This window comes from Streptomyces sp. NPDC058326, assembly GCF_042879855.1.
In the GTDB taxonomy this organism is placed as follows: Bacteria; Actinomycetota; Actinomycetes; order Streptomycetales; family Streptomycetaceae; genus Streptomyces.
This window is the reverse complement of record NZ_JBHVZO010000020.1, coordinates 1-16,996: the sequence shown is the minus strand read 5'-3', so window position 1 is coordinate 16,996 and position 16,996 is coordinate 1. Positions and strand designations below refer to the sequence as shown.

Below are 16,996 nucleotides of genomic sequence, written 5' to 3'. Positions count from 1 at the left end.
ACGCGGAGTTGCGGAGGCCGTCCGTCGCGGGCGTCGGCGCGGTCCTGGAGCGTTATCCACCCCATGTCCGGGAGGACCACTTCACATGGCCAAGATCATCGCGTTCGACGAGGAGGCCCGGCGCGGTCTCGAGCGCGGCATGAACCAGCTCGCTGACGCCGTCAAGGTCACCCTCGGCCCCAAGGGTCGCAACGTCGTCCTCGAGAAGAAGTGGGGCGCCCCCACGATCACCAACGATGGTGTCTCCATCGCCAAGGAGATCGAGCTCGAGGACCCGTACGAGAAGATCGGCGCCGAGCTGGTCAAGGAAGTCGCCAAGAAGACGGACGACGTCGCCGGCGACGGTACGACCACCGCCACCGTTCTCGCCCAGGCGCTCGTCCGCGAGGGCCTCCGCAACGTCGCCGCCGGTGCCAACCCGATGGCCCTCAAGCGCGGCATCGAGAAGGCCGTCGAGGCCGTCTCCGGCGCCCTCCTCGAGCAGGCGAAGGATGTCGAGACCAAGGAGCAGATCGCTTCGACGGCCTCCATCTCCGCCGCCGACACCCAGATCGGCGAGCTCATCGCCGAGGCGATGGACAAGGTCGGCAAGGAAGGCGTCATCACCGTCGAGGAGTCGCAGACCTTCGGTCTCGAGCTCGAGCTCACCGAGGGCATGCGCTTCGACAAGGGCTACATCTCGGCGTACTTCGCCACCGACATGGAGCGCATGGAGGCGTCGCTCGACGACCCGTACCTCCTGATCGTCAACTCCAAGATCTCCTCCGTGAAGGACCTCCTCCCGCTCCTGGAGAAGGTCATGCAGTCGGGCAAGCCGCTGCTGATCATCGCCGAGGACGTCGAGGGCGAGGCCCTGTCGACCCTGGTCGTCAACAAGATCCGCGGCACCTTCAAGTCCGTCGCGGTCAAGGCCCCGGGCTTCGGCGACCGTCGCAAGGCCATGCTGAACGACATCGCCATCCTCACCGGCGGCACGGTCATCTCCGAGGAGGTCGGCCTGAAGCTGGAGAACGCGGGCCTCGACCTGCTGGGCCGCGCCCGCAAGGTCGTCATCACCAAGGACGAGACCACCATCGTCGACGGTGCCGGTGACAGCGAGCAGGTCGCCGGTCGCGTGAACCAGATCCGCGCCGAGATCGAGAACTCGGACAGCGACTACGACCGCGAGAAGCTGCAGGAGCGCCTGGCGAAGCTCGCCGGCGGTGTTGCGGTCATCAAGGCCGGTGCCGCGACCGAGGTCGAGCTCAAGGAGCGCAAGCACCGCATCGAGGACGCCGTTCGCAACGCGAAGGCGGCCGTCGAGGAGGGCATCGTCGCCGGCGGTGGCGTGGCCCTGCTCCAGGCCTCCTCGGTCTTCGAGAAGCTCGAGGCCGACCTCGCGGGTGACGAGGCCACGGGCGCGAACATCGTGAAGCTGGCCCTTGAGGCCCCGCTGAAGCAGATCGCGATCAACGCCGGCCTCGAGGGCGGCGTCGTGGCGGAGAAGGTCCGCAACCTGCCCGTCGGCCACGGCCTGAACGCCGCGACCAACGAGTACGTCGACCTCATCGCCGAGGGCATCATCGACCCGGCGAAGGTCACGCGCTCCGCGCTGCAGAACGCCGCGTCGATCGCCGCGCTGTTCCTCACCACCGAGGCCGTCATCGCCGACAAGCCGGAGAAGGCGTCCGCGCCGGCCGGCGGCGGCATGCCGGGCGGTGACATGGACTTCTGATCCTCCGGGATCGGTGGTTCATCGCTCGACGCGAAGAACGGAACGAGGGCGGCACCCCTGGTGGGGTGCCGCCCTCGGGCGTTTCTCAGGAGTCGTGATCAGCGCACGTCGATGTAGTCCCCGCCGGCCGACGCCGGCGAGTTGAAGTGCCGGTGGTCGCCGAAGCAGTGGATCCGCCACGAGCCGTCGGCGGTCGCCTTCGCCTTGACGGAGACCTTCCCGGCGGCGGTGGAGCGGCCGGAGGCCACCGTCTTCCAGGCCGTCGAGCCCTTCGCCTTGAACTGCACGACCACCGGGGCGTTCCCGTACGCCCGCCAGGCCCCGTCCCAGTAGTGCTGGAGCCCGCCGGTGACGGTCACGTACCCGCCCTTGGCGACCGGCTCGGGGCCGGCGTTCAGGGAGACGATCCGGGTGTCGTTGCGGACGAGCCGGAACGAGCCGGAGCCGGACTCGGCGAACTGGTCGGTGGTCAGGTGCCGGACGCGGTACCAGCCGCCCCGGCTCGCGGCCGAGAGCGTGAAGTCGGTGTAGTACGAGGAGTTCACGTACGCCGTGGCGATCCGCTTCCAGCCGCCGTTCACGGACTGCTCCAGCTGGAGGTACTGGGCCACCGGGAAGGACGGGTCCTTCTCGTACGTGGCGCGGAAGGTGCCGGAGACCGTGACCCGGCCGTCGGCGGAGAGGCCGATGGAGGTGAGGTCGGTGCGGGACTCCAGGGGGATGGCGAGCGCCCCGTAGACGGGGTCGTAGCTCAGGTAGCGGTCGGGGGAGTCGACCGTCCAGCCGCCCGCCTCCTTGCCCGAGGCGGCGACGAGCCGCGCGACGTAACGGCCGTCCGCACCCGTGAGGACGGTGACGGGCGTGCCGATGCCGTACCGCGGGGCGCCGAGGCGCACCCGGACCGGGTGGTGGGGGACCGGAGCGTTCCCGGCCGCCGGGTCGGTCATCCGGCCGCTGATCGTGACGGTCTCGCCGTTGAGCGCCCGCCTCTTGTCGGACGCGGCCGTGACGAGCACCTTGCGCGGGATCCACTCGTGGACCTGGCGGTACTGCTCGGTTCTGCCGTGGACCTGGGCGGAATCCCCCGTGAACGTCGCCACGAAGGTGCTCGCGTGGTCGAACTCCTCGGTGGAGACCGGGTACGGGGCCCCGGCGAAGCCGCCGGAACCGTCGGTGAACACCTCCTGGGCGGGGGTCTTCACCGGGGTGATCCGCTGGACGGAGACCGTCTCGCCGGCGAGCGGCACCACGTCCCCCGAGCCGGGCTGGATGCCGACGAGCGTGCCCGCGGGGCGGGCGTTGCGGTCGGCGTAGGTGGGCTTGCCGAGGGTGAAGACGGAGAGCTCGGGACGCAGCCGGAAGTCGAGCTGGCCGGCGTCGGTGCGGGTCTCCTTGTTGCCCAGCGAGTCGGTGGCGGTGACGTCGATGGAGTACGTGCCGAGGGCCGGGATGCCGCCGCCGTCCTCGACGAGCTTCATCGTGGCCGAGTCGGGCAGCACGAACGTGTTCACGAGTGCCGGGTCCCAGGAGGGCGCCGGGGTGAGCGCCGGGATGTCGGCGAGGACGGTGTCGCCCTGCCGGATCCGGGCCGAGACGGCGGTGACCTTGGCCTGCGCCGCGTCGGTCCACGCGGTCACCCGGAAGGTGCCGCGCTGGGTGTCGTCGGTGACGGCCCGGCCGATGCCGACGGGCGTGTCGGCCGCCGATGTCCCGTCGGCCAGGGCGGGCGCGGTCGTGACGGCCAGGGCGACGGCGGTGAGGACCGCCGTCAGGGGGAGGCGGAGGTCAGCGCGCATCGATGTACTTCGCAATCGTCTCGCTGTAGTAGTAGGTGCCCGTGCTGTTGAGGTACAGGGCCCAGGAGCCGTCGCCGTAGGCGGTCGCGCGGTAGCTGAAGCCGCCGCTGGTGTTCGTGGTGATGCCCTTGGTCACCCAGTACCACTGGTTCTCGCCCCTGGGCTTGAAGACCAGGGTCAGCTTGGCGCCGCCGAGCGGCTTCCACACTCCGCCGACCTTGCGCTGGACGGTGCCGGAGACGGTCATCTTGCCGTTCACCACGGGCCGGGTGGGGCTGATGGTGAAGGCGGAGAAGCGGGTGTGCACGCGGGTCCGCTTCAGGGCCGTGGCGGTCTTGGAGACGAACTCGTTCGTCTCGGGGTGATGGACGCGGTACAGGGCGGTCTCGAAGCCCACCCGGGCGGTCAGGTTGTACACGCAGGAGGAGTCGGTGCCTCCGTAGCGCAGGACGCGCCAGGTGCGTCCGTTGTCGACGGAGGCCTGGAGCTGCACCGGCTGGCCGTTGCCGCAGTTGTAGCTGGTGCCGACCATGCCCTTGGCGGCGACCGTCCCGTGCTCGTCGAGGGTGAGCGTGTACTGGGCGTACGAGAACTGCTGCGGGACGGCGATGTCGCTCCGGTCGTACGCGCGGCCCTCCCGGTAGTACACCGAGGGCCGCAGGGACGTGTAGACGTCGCTGGTGCTGTACTGCGGCCGCGCGGCGAAGGAGAAGGTGCCGGTCGCCGAGGAGGTGGCGCCGCCGATCACGTTCACGGCCGTCCGCTCGTAGTAGCCCGGCTCGCTGCCGGTCGCGACGACCGGGGCGGCGGCGAAGGGCTTCCAGCCTCCGGCCGTGTACCGCTCCACGTGGCCGGTGACCCGCACGTCCGTTCCTGCGAGGACGCGGTACTTGTTCACGTCGGCGCTGATCCGGTAGACGAGGGCCTCGATGCCCAGGTGCGGGACGGAGGCCGGGGCGTCCGGGTCGTCGGCGGTGCCGGTGGTGACCACGGTCGCGGATCCGCTGTTGACCACGGCGTTCGGCGTCACCGGCAGGGAGAAGGTGCCGTCCGCGCGGGTGGTGGCCGTGGCGGTGGTGGAACGGGAGTCGCCGTCGTACAGGTCCAGCTTCACCTGCACCTTCGTGCCCTCAGGGGCGGCGGTGCGGGCACCGGTGGCCGGGTTCCAGAGGGTGGTCGTGCCGGAGAGCACGGCCTGCCGCTGGTCGTAGCTGGTGCTGCGGCGGTTCCAGGACAGGCCGGAGACGCCGATGTGCTGCCGGTGGCCGTAGGTGCCGGTCCACTGCCTGGTGGTCTCGCCGGGCAGCCGGTAGTCGACCCGGACCGGGTAGTCGCCGAGGGCGGTGCCCTCGGGGAGGGTGAACGGCGCGTCGGTGGTCCACCGGCTGTAGCTGTCCGAGGTGAGCGCCTCCGTGGAGGCGAGGACGGCGGCGTCCGGAGCGGTGGAGGCCAGCACGCTGACCTTGATCCAGAGCGCACTGGCGGGCAGCGTCACGAGGTAGCGTCCGTCGTCCAGGGTGGTGCCGGACGTGGCGTTCCAGTCCGCGTGCGCGGCCGGGGCGTGGACGACGGCGGGCACGAGGACGCCCGCCGAGAGAGCGAAGACGGCGGCCGCACGGACGAAGGCGTGCGGAAGCCTGCGCGTTGAGCGCGGCAAGGGGACCCCCCACAGGTCGGAACGGCGGCGCGCGCGATGGAAGGGGCGGCCGCGTGGGAGCACCATAGCGCCCGGCACTTGAACGTGTTCACTCGCTTTACCCGGATGCCGGGGTGATCCTGGAATCGCCCCTCCGTGAAGGGATACGGCGATGGTCACCCTCCTGACGACACCGGCCGACCGCGAACTGGTCATCACCCGCACCTTCGACGCCCCGCCGGCCCGGGTCTGGGAGGCGTGGACGGTCCCGGCGCACGTACGGGAGTGGTACGGGGTGTCCGGGCTGACCACGACGGTCGTCGACATCGACCTCCGGGCCGGCGGCGCCTGGCGCTGGGGCCAGCGCGCCCCCGACGGCCAGGAGATCGTCTTCTCGGGGACGTACGAGGACGTCGTCCCGGTCGAGCGGCTCGACTACACGGAGGTCTTCGAGCAGATGCCGGACGCGGATCCGGTCCGGGTGAGCCTCGCCTTCGACGCCACCCCGGACGGCGGTACGGCTCTGACCAGCACGTCCTTCTGGCCGTCGAACGAGATCAGGGACCAGGCGCTGGCGGCGGGCATGGAGGCGGGGGTGCGGGAGCAGTACGACCGGCTCGCGGAGCACCTGAGGACGATGTGACGCGCCGGGGCCTCTCCGGAGCCGCGGCGGGAACTTTCTGGCGCCTTCGGCCGGCTGGAATGTACGATCCGGCTGCCGACAGGGGGGGTCCCGCCGGCCCCCGGCCGACGTGGCCGACTCCGCGTCCCGCCGCCCTGCCCGTCGCGCCCGCCCTCCCTCGTCGTACCCGTCTTCGCACCCGTACGAGGGGACACGTACTTGTCCGTCCGAAGAGCCGTCGCGCTCGCGCTGAGCGCGACCCTCGGCATCACCGGCCTCACGGCCCTCACGACCGCCCCGGCGGTCGCCTCCGCCTCGCCGTATGACGTGACCATCGCCGCGCCGCCGAGCGTCACTCCGCCGCCCCAGCCCCTCTTCGGCGCCGGTACGGGTCTCCAGACCGCCGACCCCGCCGTGGGGCTGCGCTGGCAGAGCCTCGTGGACGGGCGGGTGGCCTCCCGCAGCGCTTGTGATTCGACCGACCGGATGGTCTTCCACGGCGACAGGTTCGGATGCGTCGGCTATCACGGCGACGCGGACGCCTCCGTCCACGACTGGACCACCGGCACGACCCTGACCCGTCCGCGCCCCGAGGGACACACCTGGCTCCGGGCCTTCGGAACGGACCGGCTGCTCAGCTACAGCGCGGACGCCGAGGGCGCCGTGACCCTCCATCTGCTGGGCCTCGGCGAGGCCGCACCGGCGGACGCCGACGTCACGACGACCGAGCGGATCATCGGCCGCCCCGAGGTCCTGGCCTTCGACACCGAGGGCGCTGTCGTCCACTACACGCGGGCCGACGCCGTGCGGACCGCCGGCCTGGTCGACTTCGCCACCGGCGTCCTCGTCCCGCTGCCGACCGGTTCCGATCTCCCCAGCTATCCGAAGGCCGCGCTCAGCGACGACCACGTCGTCGTCTACAGCGAGTACGGCGCGATGGAGGCGCTCGTCGTCCCCCGTGCCACCCCCGCGGGACCCGGCGCGACCGTCAAGCTCCCGAACGCCGCGCACAGCCACGACGGCCGCCTTGCCCTCATCGGCGACTGGATCGTCGGCCACTACGGCGACCGCTACGGGTCCCATCCGCTCAAGGCCACCTCGCTCACCAGCGGGGCGACCCGTGACCTGGGTGTCTCCGCCGCCTCCGACGCCGACGTCAGGACCGGCTCGGACGGCGCCCTGTACGTCGTCGGCGGCACCGACTCCACGCACTGGGGCGTCCGGCGCGTCACGCTGGACGCCGCCGGTGTGCCGGTCACCGCACAGGTCCTGAGCACCCCGCCCCAGCCGGTCCGGCGGACCGGCCTGACCCTGACGAACGGCCGGGTCACGACCGAGCACGAGGACGGCTACCGCACGCTCCAGGGGTACGACCTGTCCCTCACGGAGCCGCGCACGGCCACCCCGGTCTGGAGCTGTGCCGTGACCTCGGCCGGCACCTCGCCGTGCGCAGAGCCGGCCGGTCCGGGGACCCTCGGGGCCCGCTGGGCCGACACCGGAGACGGCCGCCTCGTCACCCTCGGGGCGGACGACCTCCCGCCGTCCCGCGGGAATCCGCCCTGCTCCTGGTGCGCGCCGACGGTGCACGTGACCTCCGCAGGGCCCGGTGCGACCACCCGCAAGATCACACTGGACACCACGCGCAAGCTCAGGCCGTCCCACTTCCTCGGCGCCGCCGGACGGTACGTGCACTTCCGCGCCACCGAGGACTACGTGAGCCGCTCGGTCGTCGCGGACATCGAGACCGGGAAGGTCCTCTCGGTCTCGGCCTCCGGAACGAGACAGGCCCTGTGGGGCACCTGGCTCTGGAGCGGGTCCACGGCGAACGACACCGTCACGGCGGTCGACCTGCGCACCGGGTCCACCGTCGCGACCGTGGACCTCGGGACCGACTGCGGCATTTTCGATCTCGACGCCGGCGGCAAGTGGATCTACGCCGCTTGCGCCGACAACGAGTCCGCTGTCGTGTACGACAGGGAGAAGAAGAGCACGGTCCGCGTCCAGCTGTCCCGGTACGCCCGGCCGCAGCTCGGCGACGGCTTCCTCGCCCACACGGAGACCGGCAGCGACGGCGATCTGCTGAGCGTGACCGACGTCCGCTCCGGCGCGCCCGTCACCCGTACCCTCGGAACCGTCGCGCCCGGCGTGCCCAACGTCAACCAGGGCTGGACGATCGACCGGTTCGGCGGGGGCGTCGCCTTCATCGACCCCCAGCAGGCGATCCGCGTCGTCGGCCTCGGCGGCGTCACCAGCCGCGTGACCGTCCTCGACGCGGCCGTACCGACCTCGGTGAACCTGAAGTCCGCCGCCTGGAAGCCGCGCTGGACGCTGTCGAAGCCCGGCACGTGGTCGCTCGCGCTCAGGAACAAGGCGACCGGCAAGACGGTCCGCACCCTCACCGGCGTGGGCCGTGGCACTGTCGCGCCCGTCTGGGACGGCAAGGACGCGACCGGCAGGTTCGTCGCCAACGGGGCCCACGTCTGGGCGCTGACGGTGAAGCCCGCCGACGGGCAGGGCGCCGTCCTGACCGCCACTGGTGCGGTCTCCGTGACCGGTGCGGCCGCCGTGCCCCGCGACCTCGCCGGGGACGACGGCTTCGGTGACCTGCTGGTGATGGACACGGCCGGCCTGGTGTCGATGTACCGGGGAACCGGTACGGGCGCGGTGTCGGCGCGGATCGCCGGTACGGGGACGAAGTTCGCCACGAGCTCCGTGTTCGTGCCGACGGGCGACCTGAACGGCGACCGCTGCGCCGACGTGTACGTCCGCGTGGGCGACCAGCTGCGGGCGTACCGGCCCGGCTGCGGGAAGGTGCTCTCGGCCTCCTCGCCGTACACGCTCGTCGGTTCGGGCTGGGGGCAGTACGACGTACTGACCTCGCCGGGTGACACCAACGGCGACGGGTACGCGGACCTGATCGTCCGCCAGACCTCGACCGGCGACATGTACTTCTACGCGGGCACGGCCGACCACCGGGTCAAGGCCCGGGTGAAGATCGGCAGCAACTGGAAGCTGTACAAGAAGATCGCCGGCGCCGGAGACCTGAACGGCGACGGGCGCGGTGACCTGCTCGGCGTCGACGCGGCCGGTGTGCTGTGGCGGTACTACGGCACGGCGACCGGCGGCGTCACCGCGCGCGTGAAGGTCGGCGGCGGCTGGGGCGGGTACTCCTCGCTCGTGGGCGTCGGTGACCTCTCGGGCGACGGGCGCGCGGACCTGGTGGCCCGGGACACGGCCGGGAAGCTGTGGCGGTACAGCGGCACGGGAACGGGTGCGTACGGCACGCGGGCGCAGATCGGCGCGAGCGGCTGGAACACCTTCAAGGGTCTGTACTGACGCATCGCTCGTCCCGGGGGCCCGGCCGTCATGGCCGGGCCCCCGGGCGTTTCCGGCCGGGGGCTGGCCCCACCCCTGACCCGCGTGCCTGCCGGATGGGCCCGCGGCGGCCGGTTCGGGAGGCTGTGCGCATGACAACGAACCGTGGACGCAAGGCCCTGCTGCTCGCCCTCTCCGCCGCCGCCGTCGCAGGCGTCGCCCTCACCGGCGGAGGCGCCGCCCCCGCCGCCGCCGCGACCGGCCTGAAGTGGGGGGACTGCGACCCCGCCGTGAAGCCGCTGCCCGGGCAGCGGTGCGCCATCCTCTCCGTACCCCTCGACTACGGCGATCCCGGCGGCGAGCAGATCGGCCTCGCCGTGTCCCGGCTGCCCAGCGAGCGGCCCGGGGCGCGGCGCGGGACGCTGATGGTGATCCCCGGCGGGCCAGGGAGCTCCGGCGTGCAGCGGCTCGCCCAGAAGGGCGCGGCCCTGGCCGCGGAGATGGACGGGGCGTACGACCTGGTGGCCTTCGACCCGCGCGGGGTCGGCGGTTCCGCGAAGGCCCGGTGCGGGCTCGCGGAGGGCGACCGGCGCCTGGTGACCCTGAGGTCCTGGCCCGCGGCGGACGGGGACACGAGCGAGAACGTGGTCCGGACGCGCCGGATCGCGGACACGTGCCGGCGCAACGGCGGCGCGATGCTGCGCGGCCTGACGACGGCCAATCAGGTGCGGGACCTGGACCGGCTGCGGCAGGCGCTCGGCGAGCGGAAGCTGTCGGCGTGGAGCCTGTCGTACGGGACGTATGTGGCGGCGGTGTACGCGCAGAAGTTCCCGGAGCGCACCGACCGCTGGGTCCTCGACAGCAGCGGCGACCCCGACCCGGGGCGCGTGGCCCGGGGCTGGCTGGAGGGCATGGCGCGGGGCGCCGAGGACCGCTTCCCCGACTTCGCGGCCTGGGCCTCGGACCCGAGCCGCCCCGCCGCGCTGCGGCTCGCGGAACACCCGGAGGACGTCAGGCCGTTGTTCCTGGCCCTCGCGGCCCGGCTCGACCGCGCGCCGCGCCCGTCGACGACCCCCGGCGTCCCGCTGACGGGCACGGTCCTGCGCCAGGCCCTCCAGCAGGCGCTGTACTCCGACGCGGCCTTCGGGCCCTTCGCCCGCCTGATGTCCCAGGCCCTCGACCCGGCGGGCGTGCCGGTGCTGCCGCCCGAGCTGGCCGGGCCGATGCCCGACGAGGCGGCGACGGTGAGCGTCGGCGTGGTCTGCAACGACGTGGACTGGCCCGCCTCCGTCCCCGCGTACGCGCGGGCCGTCGCGGCCGACCGGGCCCGGTACCCGCTGACGGCGGGGATGCCGGCGAACATCACGCCGTGCGCCTTCTGGAAGGGCGGCGCCGTGGAGAAGCCGACCCGCATCACCGACCGGGGCCCGTCCAACGTCCTGATGATCCAGAGCCTCCGCGATCCGTCGACGCCGCACGCCGGGGGGCTGCGGATGCGGCAGGCGCTCGGGGAGCGGGCGCGGCTCGTCTCCGTGGACCGCGGTGGGCACGGGATCTACCTGGGCAACGGGAACGCGTGCGGGGACCGGGCGGTGACCCGTTTCCTGACGGAGGGCGTACGGCCGGACGGGGATGTCCTCTGCCGGTGAGCCGGGGGCGGGTTCAGCCGGTCGCGTGCAGTGCCGCGCGCAGGTGGCCCTGGGAGGCGGTCAGCCGTGCGGCGGCCGTCGGGGCGTCGATGTCGGCGAGGATCATGAGGATCGCGTTCTTCACCTCGCCGTCGGCGGCGGTGAGTGCGGTCTCGATCTGCTCGTCGGGCGCGCCGGTGGCCAGGGCGACGATCCGCCGTGAGCGGGCCTGGAGCTTGTCGTTGGAGGCGCGGACGTCAACCATCAGGTTCCCGTAGGTCTTGCCGAGCCGGATCATCGTGATCGTCGAGATCATGTTGAGGACGAGCTTCTGGGCGGTGCCCGCCTTGAGCCGGGTCGAGCCGGTGAGCAGCTCCGGTCCCGGGACGACCTCGATGCCGTGCTCGGCGGCGGCGGCGAGCGCGCTGTCCGCGTTGCAGGACAGGCCGATGGTGAGGGCGCCGAGCGCGCGGGCGTGCTCGACGGCGCCGATGGCGTACGGGGTGCGGCCGGAGGCGGAGACGCCGACGACGGTGTCGTCGGCGGTGACACCGAGCGCGGTGAGGTCCGCCACGGCGAGTTCCTTCGAGTCCTCGGCGCCCTCCACGGCCTTGATCATGGCGGCGGGGCCGCCCGCGATGAGGCCGACGACCTGGGACGGGTCGGTGTTGAAGGTGGGCGGGCACTCGCTGGCGTCGAGGACGCCGAGCCGGCCGGCGGTGCCGGCGCCCAGGTAGAGGAGGCGGCCGCCGCGGGCCATGCGCTCGGCGGTGGCGTCGATGGCGGCGGCGATGGCGGGGAGCTGCCGGGCGACGGCGGCGGGGACGGTCTGGTCCTCGCCGTTCATGAGCGCGGCGATCTCGGCGGTCGGCAGCTGGTCGATGTCGGCGAGTTCGGGGCGGAAGGCCTCGGTGGTGAGGGTGGCCAGCTGGGCGCGGAGTTCGGAGTAGGTAGCAGACACGTGCGGCTCTTTCGATGCGTGGTCGGCGCGGTGGTTGCGGCGGTGGGTGTCAGCGGGTGCGGGGGGCGTGGCGGTGGGCGAGGGCTTCGTACGAGGCGGCGAGCGCGGGGGCCGCAGTCTCGTACGTACGCTGGGTGACGCAGGTGAACAGGCAGTCCACGACGAGGAGTTGGCTCGTGCGGGACGACATGGCCGCCGGCCGCAGTTCGCTCTCGCGGGCGGTGGAGGTGGTCAGCACATGGTCGGCGTACTGCGTGACGGGCCCGTCCGGGCGGCCGGTGATCGCGACCGTGGTGGCGCCGTGGTCGAAGGCGACCCGCAGCGGTTCTATGACGTCGCCGGTGGAGCCGGAGTGGGTGATGGCGATGGCCACGTCCCCGGAGCGGAGCTGGACGGCGTTGGTGACGGCGAGGTGCGGGTCGGTGGGGGCGTGGGCGATGAGGCCGATGCGGAGGAGTTTCTGGCCGAGGTCCTGGGCGACGAGCCCGGAGGCGCCGATGCCGTAGATGTCGATGCGGCGGGCGGTGGCGAGGGCGGCGACGGCGGCGCCGAGCTGGACGGTGTCGAGTCCGGCGGCGGTGTCGGCGAGGGTCTGCTGCTCGTCGTAGGCGAGTTTGGCGACGACGTCGGCGATCGGGTCGTCGACGGCGATGTCGGCGGTGACGGCGGGCGCGCGGCCGGACTGCTGCTGCGCGGCGAGCCCGGCGAGAGCGAGCCGCAGGTCACGGTAGCCGGGGTAGCCGAGGAGGCGTGCGGTGCGGACGACGGTCGCCTCGCTGGTGCCGGTGAGCTCGGCGAGGCCGGTGACCGTGAGCGCGGCGCAGCCGGCCGGGTCTCCGGCGACGGCCTCGGCGACCCGCTGCATGGAGCGGGTCATGGACGGCGCGAGGGTCCGTACCTTGGCCGCGAGGGCGGCGGGCGCGGGCGGCGCGTCGCTCGTGAAACTTTCCTTCACATCATTGGTCACAACTGAAAGATACTTTCGGCTCCGGGGGCCGACAAGACCTCGTGGCTCCGTATCCGGCCGAGCTCCGCCCCGGCCCGATCCGGCCGGTGTCCGCCCCGAATCGCCCGGCGGCTTCGCGTGGTCTCCGTGCGCCGGGTGACAATGAGTCCATGGACGACATCGACCCCGTGGAGCAGGCGCTGCACGCCGCTCGCGCGCTGGTACTGGCCGACCTGGCGGCCCGGGAGGTCGCCGCCGCCGAGGTCGTGTCGATGGTGGAGGACGCGGTGACCCACCGCCGCTGGTGGGTCGAGCAGTGGCCCGAGGGCGTGACGTACGTCGCCGGCCTCGTAGCCCAGGACGTCCAGGACGCGCTGCTCGAACGGTACGGCCGCTGGCCCCTCTGCCCGGTCTGCGCCTCGGGCGACCCGCACGCCCTCGACGTGGAACCCGAACTCGGCCCGGACCCGCACTGGGTCTGCGGCAAACAGGGCGTGGTGGTCGCGCCCGTGGGGGGCCTGACGTGAGCGGCCGGGCCGGCGTGAGCGGGCTGCGGGCCGCCGTGGGCGGACGGCACGAGGCGAAGGCGGTCCGGGCGTGACCCTCTACATCGACCCGCCGACCTGGCCCGGGCACGGCCGCATGTGGTCCCACCTGGTCAGCGACGTCTCCTTCGAGGAGCTCCACGCCTTCGCCGCCTCGATCGGAGCCCCGCCCCGCGCCTTCGAGCGCGACCACTACGACATCCCCTCCGACCGGTACGCGGACGCGGTGGCGGGCGGCGCGGTCGAGGTCGGCTCCAAGGAACTGGTGCGCCGCCTCACGACGGCGGGGCTCAGACGGCCCAAGGGCCGTCCGGTCTCCTGACCGTTCAGCCCGCTGAGGCGACCCGGCCGGGTCCGCCGATTCGGCTGACGCGCGCCGCGATCACCCGGGCGCACTCCAGGGACTCCGTGTGGGTGGTGTCGATCTCGAGGTCGTACGCCACGCCCTCGTGCACCATCCGGGCCTGCTGTGCGGCCATGCCGAGCGTGCGGTCGCCCCGGGCGATCTCGCGGCCCGCCGCGACGGTGGGGTCGCAGTGGACGCCGACCCACAGGGCCGGGAGGTCGCCGAGGGCCTTCCGCCAGCGCTGCTGGGAGGCCGCGCCGCCGAGGAAGACGTCGTCGACGACGATCCTGGCGCCCGCGCGGGCCATCGCCACGATGCCCTCCGCCCACGCCGCCTCCAGTGCCCGGAAGTCCTCGCCGACGCTGACCCCGCCGTCCGCGTCGAAGACGATCCCGCCGTCGGCGGCCCGCATCCGCGCGGGCAGGGCGTCGACGAACGAGTCGCAGCCGAACGTCAGCCAGGGGTCCGGCAGTACGGATTGCAGGCAGCGCACGATGCCGGACTTTCCCGAGCTGGAGGCGCCGTTGAGGATGATCACCGGTGTCGTCACCCCGTCACGGTAGGGCGGTGGTGGCGCCGTACGAAACGCTTTTCAGCGCGCCGGCACGGCCTTCTCGGTCCGGGGCGCGCCGGACGTCACCACGCGGGACGGGGACCTGTTCAGCTTCAGTGCCACCGCCGCGGTCCCCAGGCCCAGTACGGTCATCGCCGCGCCCGCCCAGGCCGTGGAGGCGAAGCCGAGCCCTCCGTCGATGACCGTGCCGCCGAGCCAGGGGCCGCCCGTGTTGCCGAGGTTGAAGGCGGCGGTGGTGGTGGCGCCGGCGAGGGTGGGCGCGGCTCCCGCGACGTTGAACATGCGGGCGTTCAGGGCCGGGGCCGTGTAGAACGCGGAGACGCCGAGGAGGAACGTGAGCACGACGGTGGCGGCCGGGCTCGTCGCGAAGAGGGCCAGGGCCACCAGGAAGACGGTGGAGGCGGCGATGCCGGTGAGCATCACGCCGAAGAGGTGGGCGTCGGCGACCCGGCCGCCGATCACCGTGCCGACGACGGCGCCGATGCCGAAGAGCCCGAGGACGCCCGAGATCCAGCCCTTGTCGAGGCCGGAGACGTCGGTGAGGAGCGGGGCGAGGTAGGAGAAGGCGCAGAAGACGCCGCCGGCCGCGAGCGCCGTGACGACGACGGAGAGGAGGACCTGCCGGTCGCGGTAGATGGCGATCTCCCGCTTGAGGCGGGGCTTCGTCTCGGGGAGGGGGATGCGCGGGATGCGGGTCACCACGCCGACGAGCGCGATGGCGGAGGCCGCGCCGACCGCCCAGAACGCCGAGCGCCAGCCGAGGTGCTCCCCGAGGAACGCGCCCGCCGGAACCCCGAGGACGTTGGCGATGGACAGACCGCCGATCATGACGGCCATCGCCCGTGCGCGTGAGCCGACCGGGACCATCGCGATGGCGACCGCGGCGCCGACCGCCCAGAAGCCCGCGCAGGCGAGGGCGCTGATGACGCGGGAGGCGAAGAGGACCGCGTAGTTGGGGGCCAGGGCTCCGGCTGTCTGGCCGAGGCCGAAGACGGTGATGAGGGCGATCAGGGTGGTCTTGCGGGGGAGTCTGAGGGTCGCCACCGCGAGCAGCGGGGCGCCGACGACCATGCCGATCGCGAACGCCGAGATGAGCAGTCCGGCGCGGGGGATGGAGACGTTCATGTCCTCCGCGATGGGCGGGAGGAGTCCGGAGAGCATGAACTCGCTCGTGCCGAGCGCGAAGACGGAGAGGCCGAGGATGTAGACGGCCAGGGGCATGCGGGTGCGGGGGGCGGGGGGTCCGGCGGGTGTCGTGGCGTCGGCGGGCTCGGCGGGCTCGGCGGGGGAAGACGGCATGACATGCGTCAACCGGGTGTTCGTACCTGTCATTCCGGTCGGTGCGGAATTCTCGCCATGCGAGACGGCCGGTGAGGACGGCGGAGCCCTCGCCCCCGTTCCTTACGGCCGGTAACAAGATGATCAACGGGGAGATCGTTTTGTCTGCCGCTGGGCTCCTGTGAGGCCTTGGTGAAGATTATTTGATCTTCACGGGTGGAGTCCGGCATGACATCGTCACGGCGTAAGCGGCAGCGTCGGCTCGTGGCATGAGATGAGCGCTCCGGTGGTTGCCGCGCCGAGGGGGATGACGCCCGGTCGGTGAGCCGTCGCCTGTCATGCCCATGTCGGGTGCTGCCGAGACGATCGAGAGATTGCCAGGCAGACACATGTCATTGCTCAGAGACGTCGGCAGACGCCGGCGTCGCCTGCGGTCCGCCGTGACCAGAGCCATCAGCGCGACGGCACTCGTCACCGCCTCCGCCGTACTGACCGGCCTCGTCCAGGCCGTGCCGGCCGCCGCCGACACCGTGCCCGAAGAGGACACCGGCTACGACCGCAACAGCATCGGCCAGGACCTGCGGCTCGACCGCTGTCTCACCGGGGTGGCGCTGCACGTCGGCGGCCCCCTGATGAAGGCCAAGGCCATCGAGGGCCTGACCGGCACCGACCAGCAGCTCCGCGACACCGTCGGACACCGTGGCTGGATCGGCTACGGTCCGCTCGGCCAGGCCGCCGACGCCGACAAGGAGGCGGCCGGCGTCTACTCCGACGTGGCGACGGCACGTACCACCGCGCTCGACGAGTCCAACAAGCCCTACCGCGAATCGGCGTGGGCCAGCGACGACATGGAGTGGCACGCGCCGAGCTTCGGCGAGGACGTCACCCGCTTCGGCCTCGTCACCCAGACCGAGCTCGCCTGGCGCCTCGGCAAGGACGAGCACAGCAAGGCCAGCCCCGAGGCCGTCGCCCGCGCCAAGGCCGTCACCGAGGAGAACCGCGGCAAGGACGACTGGCACGACTGGGCCGCGGACGGCATGCTGCGGGACGACGAGGTCGGCTGGGACTACTTCGGCGGTACGACCTCCAGCGACATCGCGGCCTACCTCAGGCGCGGCGGCTTCGCGAAGGAGGCGCCCGCCAAGGACTCCGCCGGGTACCGCGTCGAGGTCGAGGACCTCAAGCAGGCCTGGGCCGCGTGTGACTGGCAGAACCCCGTGGACCCGCGCCGCACGCTCAACGAGCCGGTCATGAGCGCGATGGTCGAGTGGGAGCAGGAGTACGCCGGACAGGCCGCCCAGCGCGCCACGATCATCAAGGCGGAGGCCGAGGCTTCGGCGGCGGCCCGTGCGGCCACCGACCAGATGGTCCAGGCCATCGCCCAGGCGTGGTTCGCCGATCAGATCCTGACCTGGCGCAAGTACTGGCAGGACCACCTCGCCAACGACCCGGACACGATCTTCGAGAAGCCGGACCAGGCGTTCTACGACAAGGCCACGGCCGACCTGGCCCAGGCCCGTACCAACGCCACCGCGATGGCCGTCTCGGCCAAGTCGCAGGCCGCCAAGGCGAAGGCCGCCGCCCAGACGGCGGCGAACGCGCAGCAGGAGGCCTGGGCCGTCGCCGACACGACTC

The 16,996-nt window shown here is 72.5% G+C and carries 12 protein-coding genes and 1 pseudogene; 7 read left to right on the top strand and 6 right to left on the bottom strand.

Features of this window, described 5'->3' with window-relative positions:
• Positions 1-85: 85 nt before the first annotated feature.
• On the top strand, positions 86-1,714 hold the full coding sequence (gene groL, locus ACFVYX_RS29180) for a chaperonin GroEL (RefSeq protein ID WP_317597853.1): 1,629 nt from the start codon (positions 86-88) through the stop codon (positions 1,712-1,714).
• Positions 1,715-1,812: 98 nt separating this feature from the next.
• Here groL and ACFVYX_RS29175 read toward each other — a convergent pair whose 3' ends face one another.
• Together ACFVYX_RS29175 and ACFVYX_RS29170 are read right to left on the bottom strand one after the other, a co-directional pair.
• Positions 1,813-3,510, bottom strand: coding sequence for a hypothetical protein (locus ACFVYX_RS29175; RefSeq protein ID WP_389684484.1), 1,698 nt, complete (start codon positions 3,508-3,510; stop codon positions 1,813-1,815).
• Positions 3,500-5,167, bottom strand: a complete 1,668-nt coding sequence (locus tag ACFVYX_RS29170) for a hypothetical protein (RefSeq protein WP_389684483.1) — start codon at positions 5,165-5,167, stop codon at positions 3,500-3,502. The genes ACFVYX_RS29175 and ACFVYX_RS29170 overlap by 11 nt, the downstream gene beginning before the upstream one ends.
• A gap of 151 nt (positions 5,168-5,318) precedes the next feature.
• Between ACFVYX_RS29170 and ACFVYX_RS29165 the strand changes: the two genes are divergently transcribed.
• The 3 genes from ACFVYX_RS29165 to ACFVYX_RS29155 all read left to right on the top strand — a co-directional run bounded on the left by ACFVYX_RS29165 (position 5,319) and on the right by ACFVYX_RS29155 (position 10,732).
• Complete coding sequence (locus tag ACFVYX_RS29165; RefSeq protein ID WP_389684482.1) at positions 5,319-5,789, top strand: SRPBCC domain-containing protein; 471 nt, start codon at positions 5,319-5,321, stop codon at positions 5,787-5,789.
• Positions 5,790-5,987: 198 nt separating this feature from the next.
• Positions 5,988-9,104 (top strand): FG-GAP-like repeat-containing protein, encoded by a 3,117-nt coding sequence (locus tag ACFVYX_RS29160; RefSeq protein WP_389684481.1) that lies wholly within the window; start codon positions 5,988-5,990, stop codon positions 9,102-9,104.
• Between the two features lie 131 nt (positions 9,105-9,235).
• Positions 9,236-10,732: an alpha/beta hydrolase gene (locus ACFVYX_RS29155; protein WP_389684480.1), complete on the top strand. Its 1,497-nt coding sequence runs from the start codon at positions 9,236-9,238 to the stop codon at positions 10,730-10,732.
• A 13-nt stretch (positions 10,733-10,745) separates the two neighbouring features.
• On the opposite strand, the gene murQ is transcribed toward ACFVYX_RS29155, so the two are convergent.
• The gene (gene murQ / locus ACFVYX_RS29150) at positions 10,746-11,672 is read right to left on the bottom strand and encodes an N-acetylmuramic acid 6-phosphate etherase (RefSeq protein WP_389684479.1); all 927 of its coding nucleotides are present in this window, start codon (positions 11,670-11,672) and stop codon (positions 10,746-10,748) included.
• A 49-nt stretch (positions 11,673-11,721) separates the two neighbouring features.
• A complete protein-coding gene (locus ACFVYX_RS29145; RefSeq protein WP_389684478.1) occupies positions 11,722-12,639 on the bottom strand; it encodes a MurR/RpiR family transcriptional regulator in 918 nt (305 codons plus the stop codon).
• 149 nt (positions 12,640-12,788) lie between these two features.
• Here ACFVYX_RS29145 and ACFVYX_RS29140 point away from each other — a divergent pair, with 149 nt between their 5' ends.
• Entirely contained in the window at positions 12,789-13,145 is a 357-nt protein-coding gene (locus tag ACFVYX_RS29140; RefSeq protein ID WP_389684477.1) for a hypothetical protein, read from the top strand.
• A 70-nt stretch (positions 13,146-13,215) separates the two neighbouring features.
• Complete coding sequence (locus tag ACFVYX_RS29135; protein WP_389684476.1) at positions 13,216-13,485, top strand: DUF4031 domain-containing protein; 270 nt, start codon at positions 13,216-13,218, stop codon at positions 13,483-13,485.
• Between the two features lie 4 nt (positions 13,486-13,489).
• Here the strand turns inward: ACFVYX_RS29135 and cpt are convergent, their stop codons facing one another.
• Complete coding sequence (cpt, locus tag ACFVYX_RS29130; RefSeq protein ID WP_389684475.1) at positions 13,490-14,059, bottom strand: chloramphenicol phosphotransferase CPT; 570 nt, start codon at positions 14,057-14,059, stop codon at positions 13,490-13,492.
• Positions 14,060-14,101: 42 nt separating this feature from the next.
• Complete coding sequence (locus ACFVYX_RS29125) at positions 14,102-15,304, bottom strand: Cmx/CmrA family chloramphenicol efflux MFS transporter (protein ID WP_389684608.1); 1,203 nt, start codon at positions 15,302-15,304, stop codon at positions 14,102-14,104.
• Positions 15,305-15,801: 497 nt separating this feature from the next.
• Here ACFVYX_RS29125 and ACFVYX_RS29120 point away from each other — a divergent pair.
• Positions 15,802-16,996: pseudogene (locus ACFVYX_RS29120) on the top strand (hypothetical protein); the annotation flags it as partial.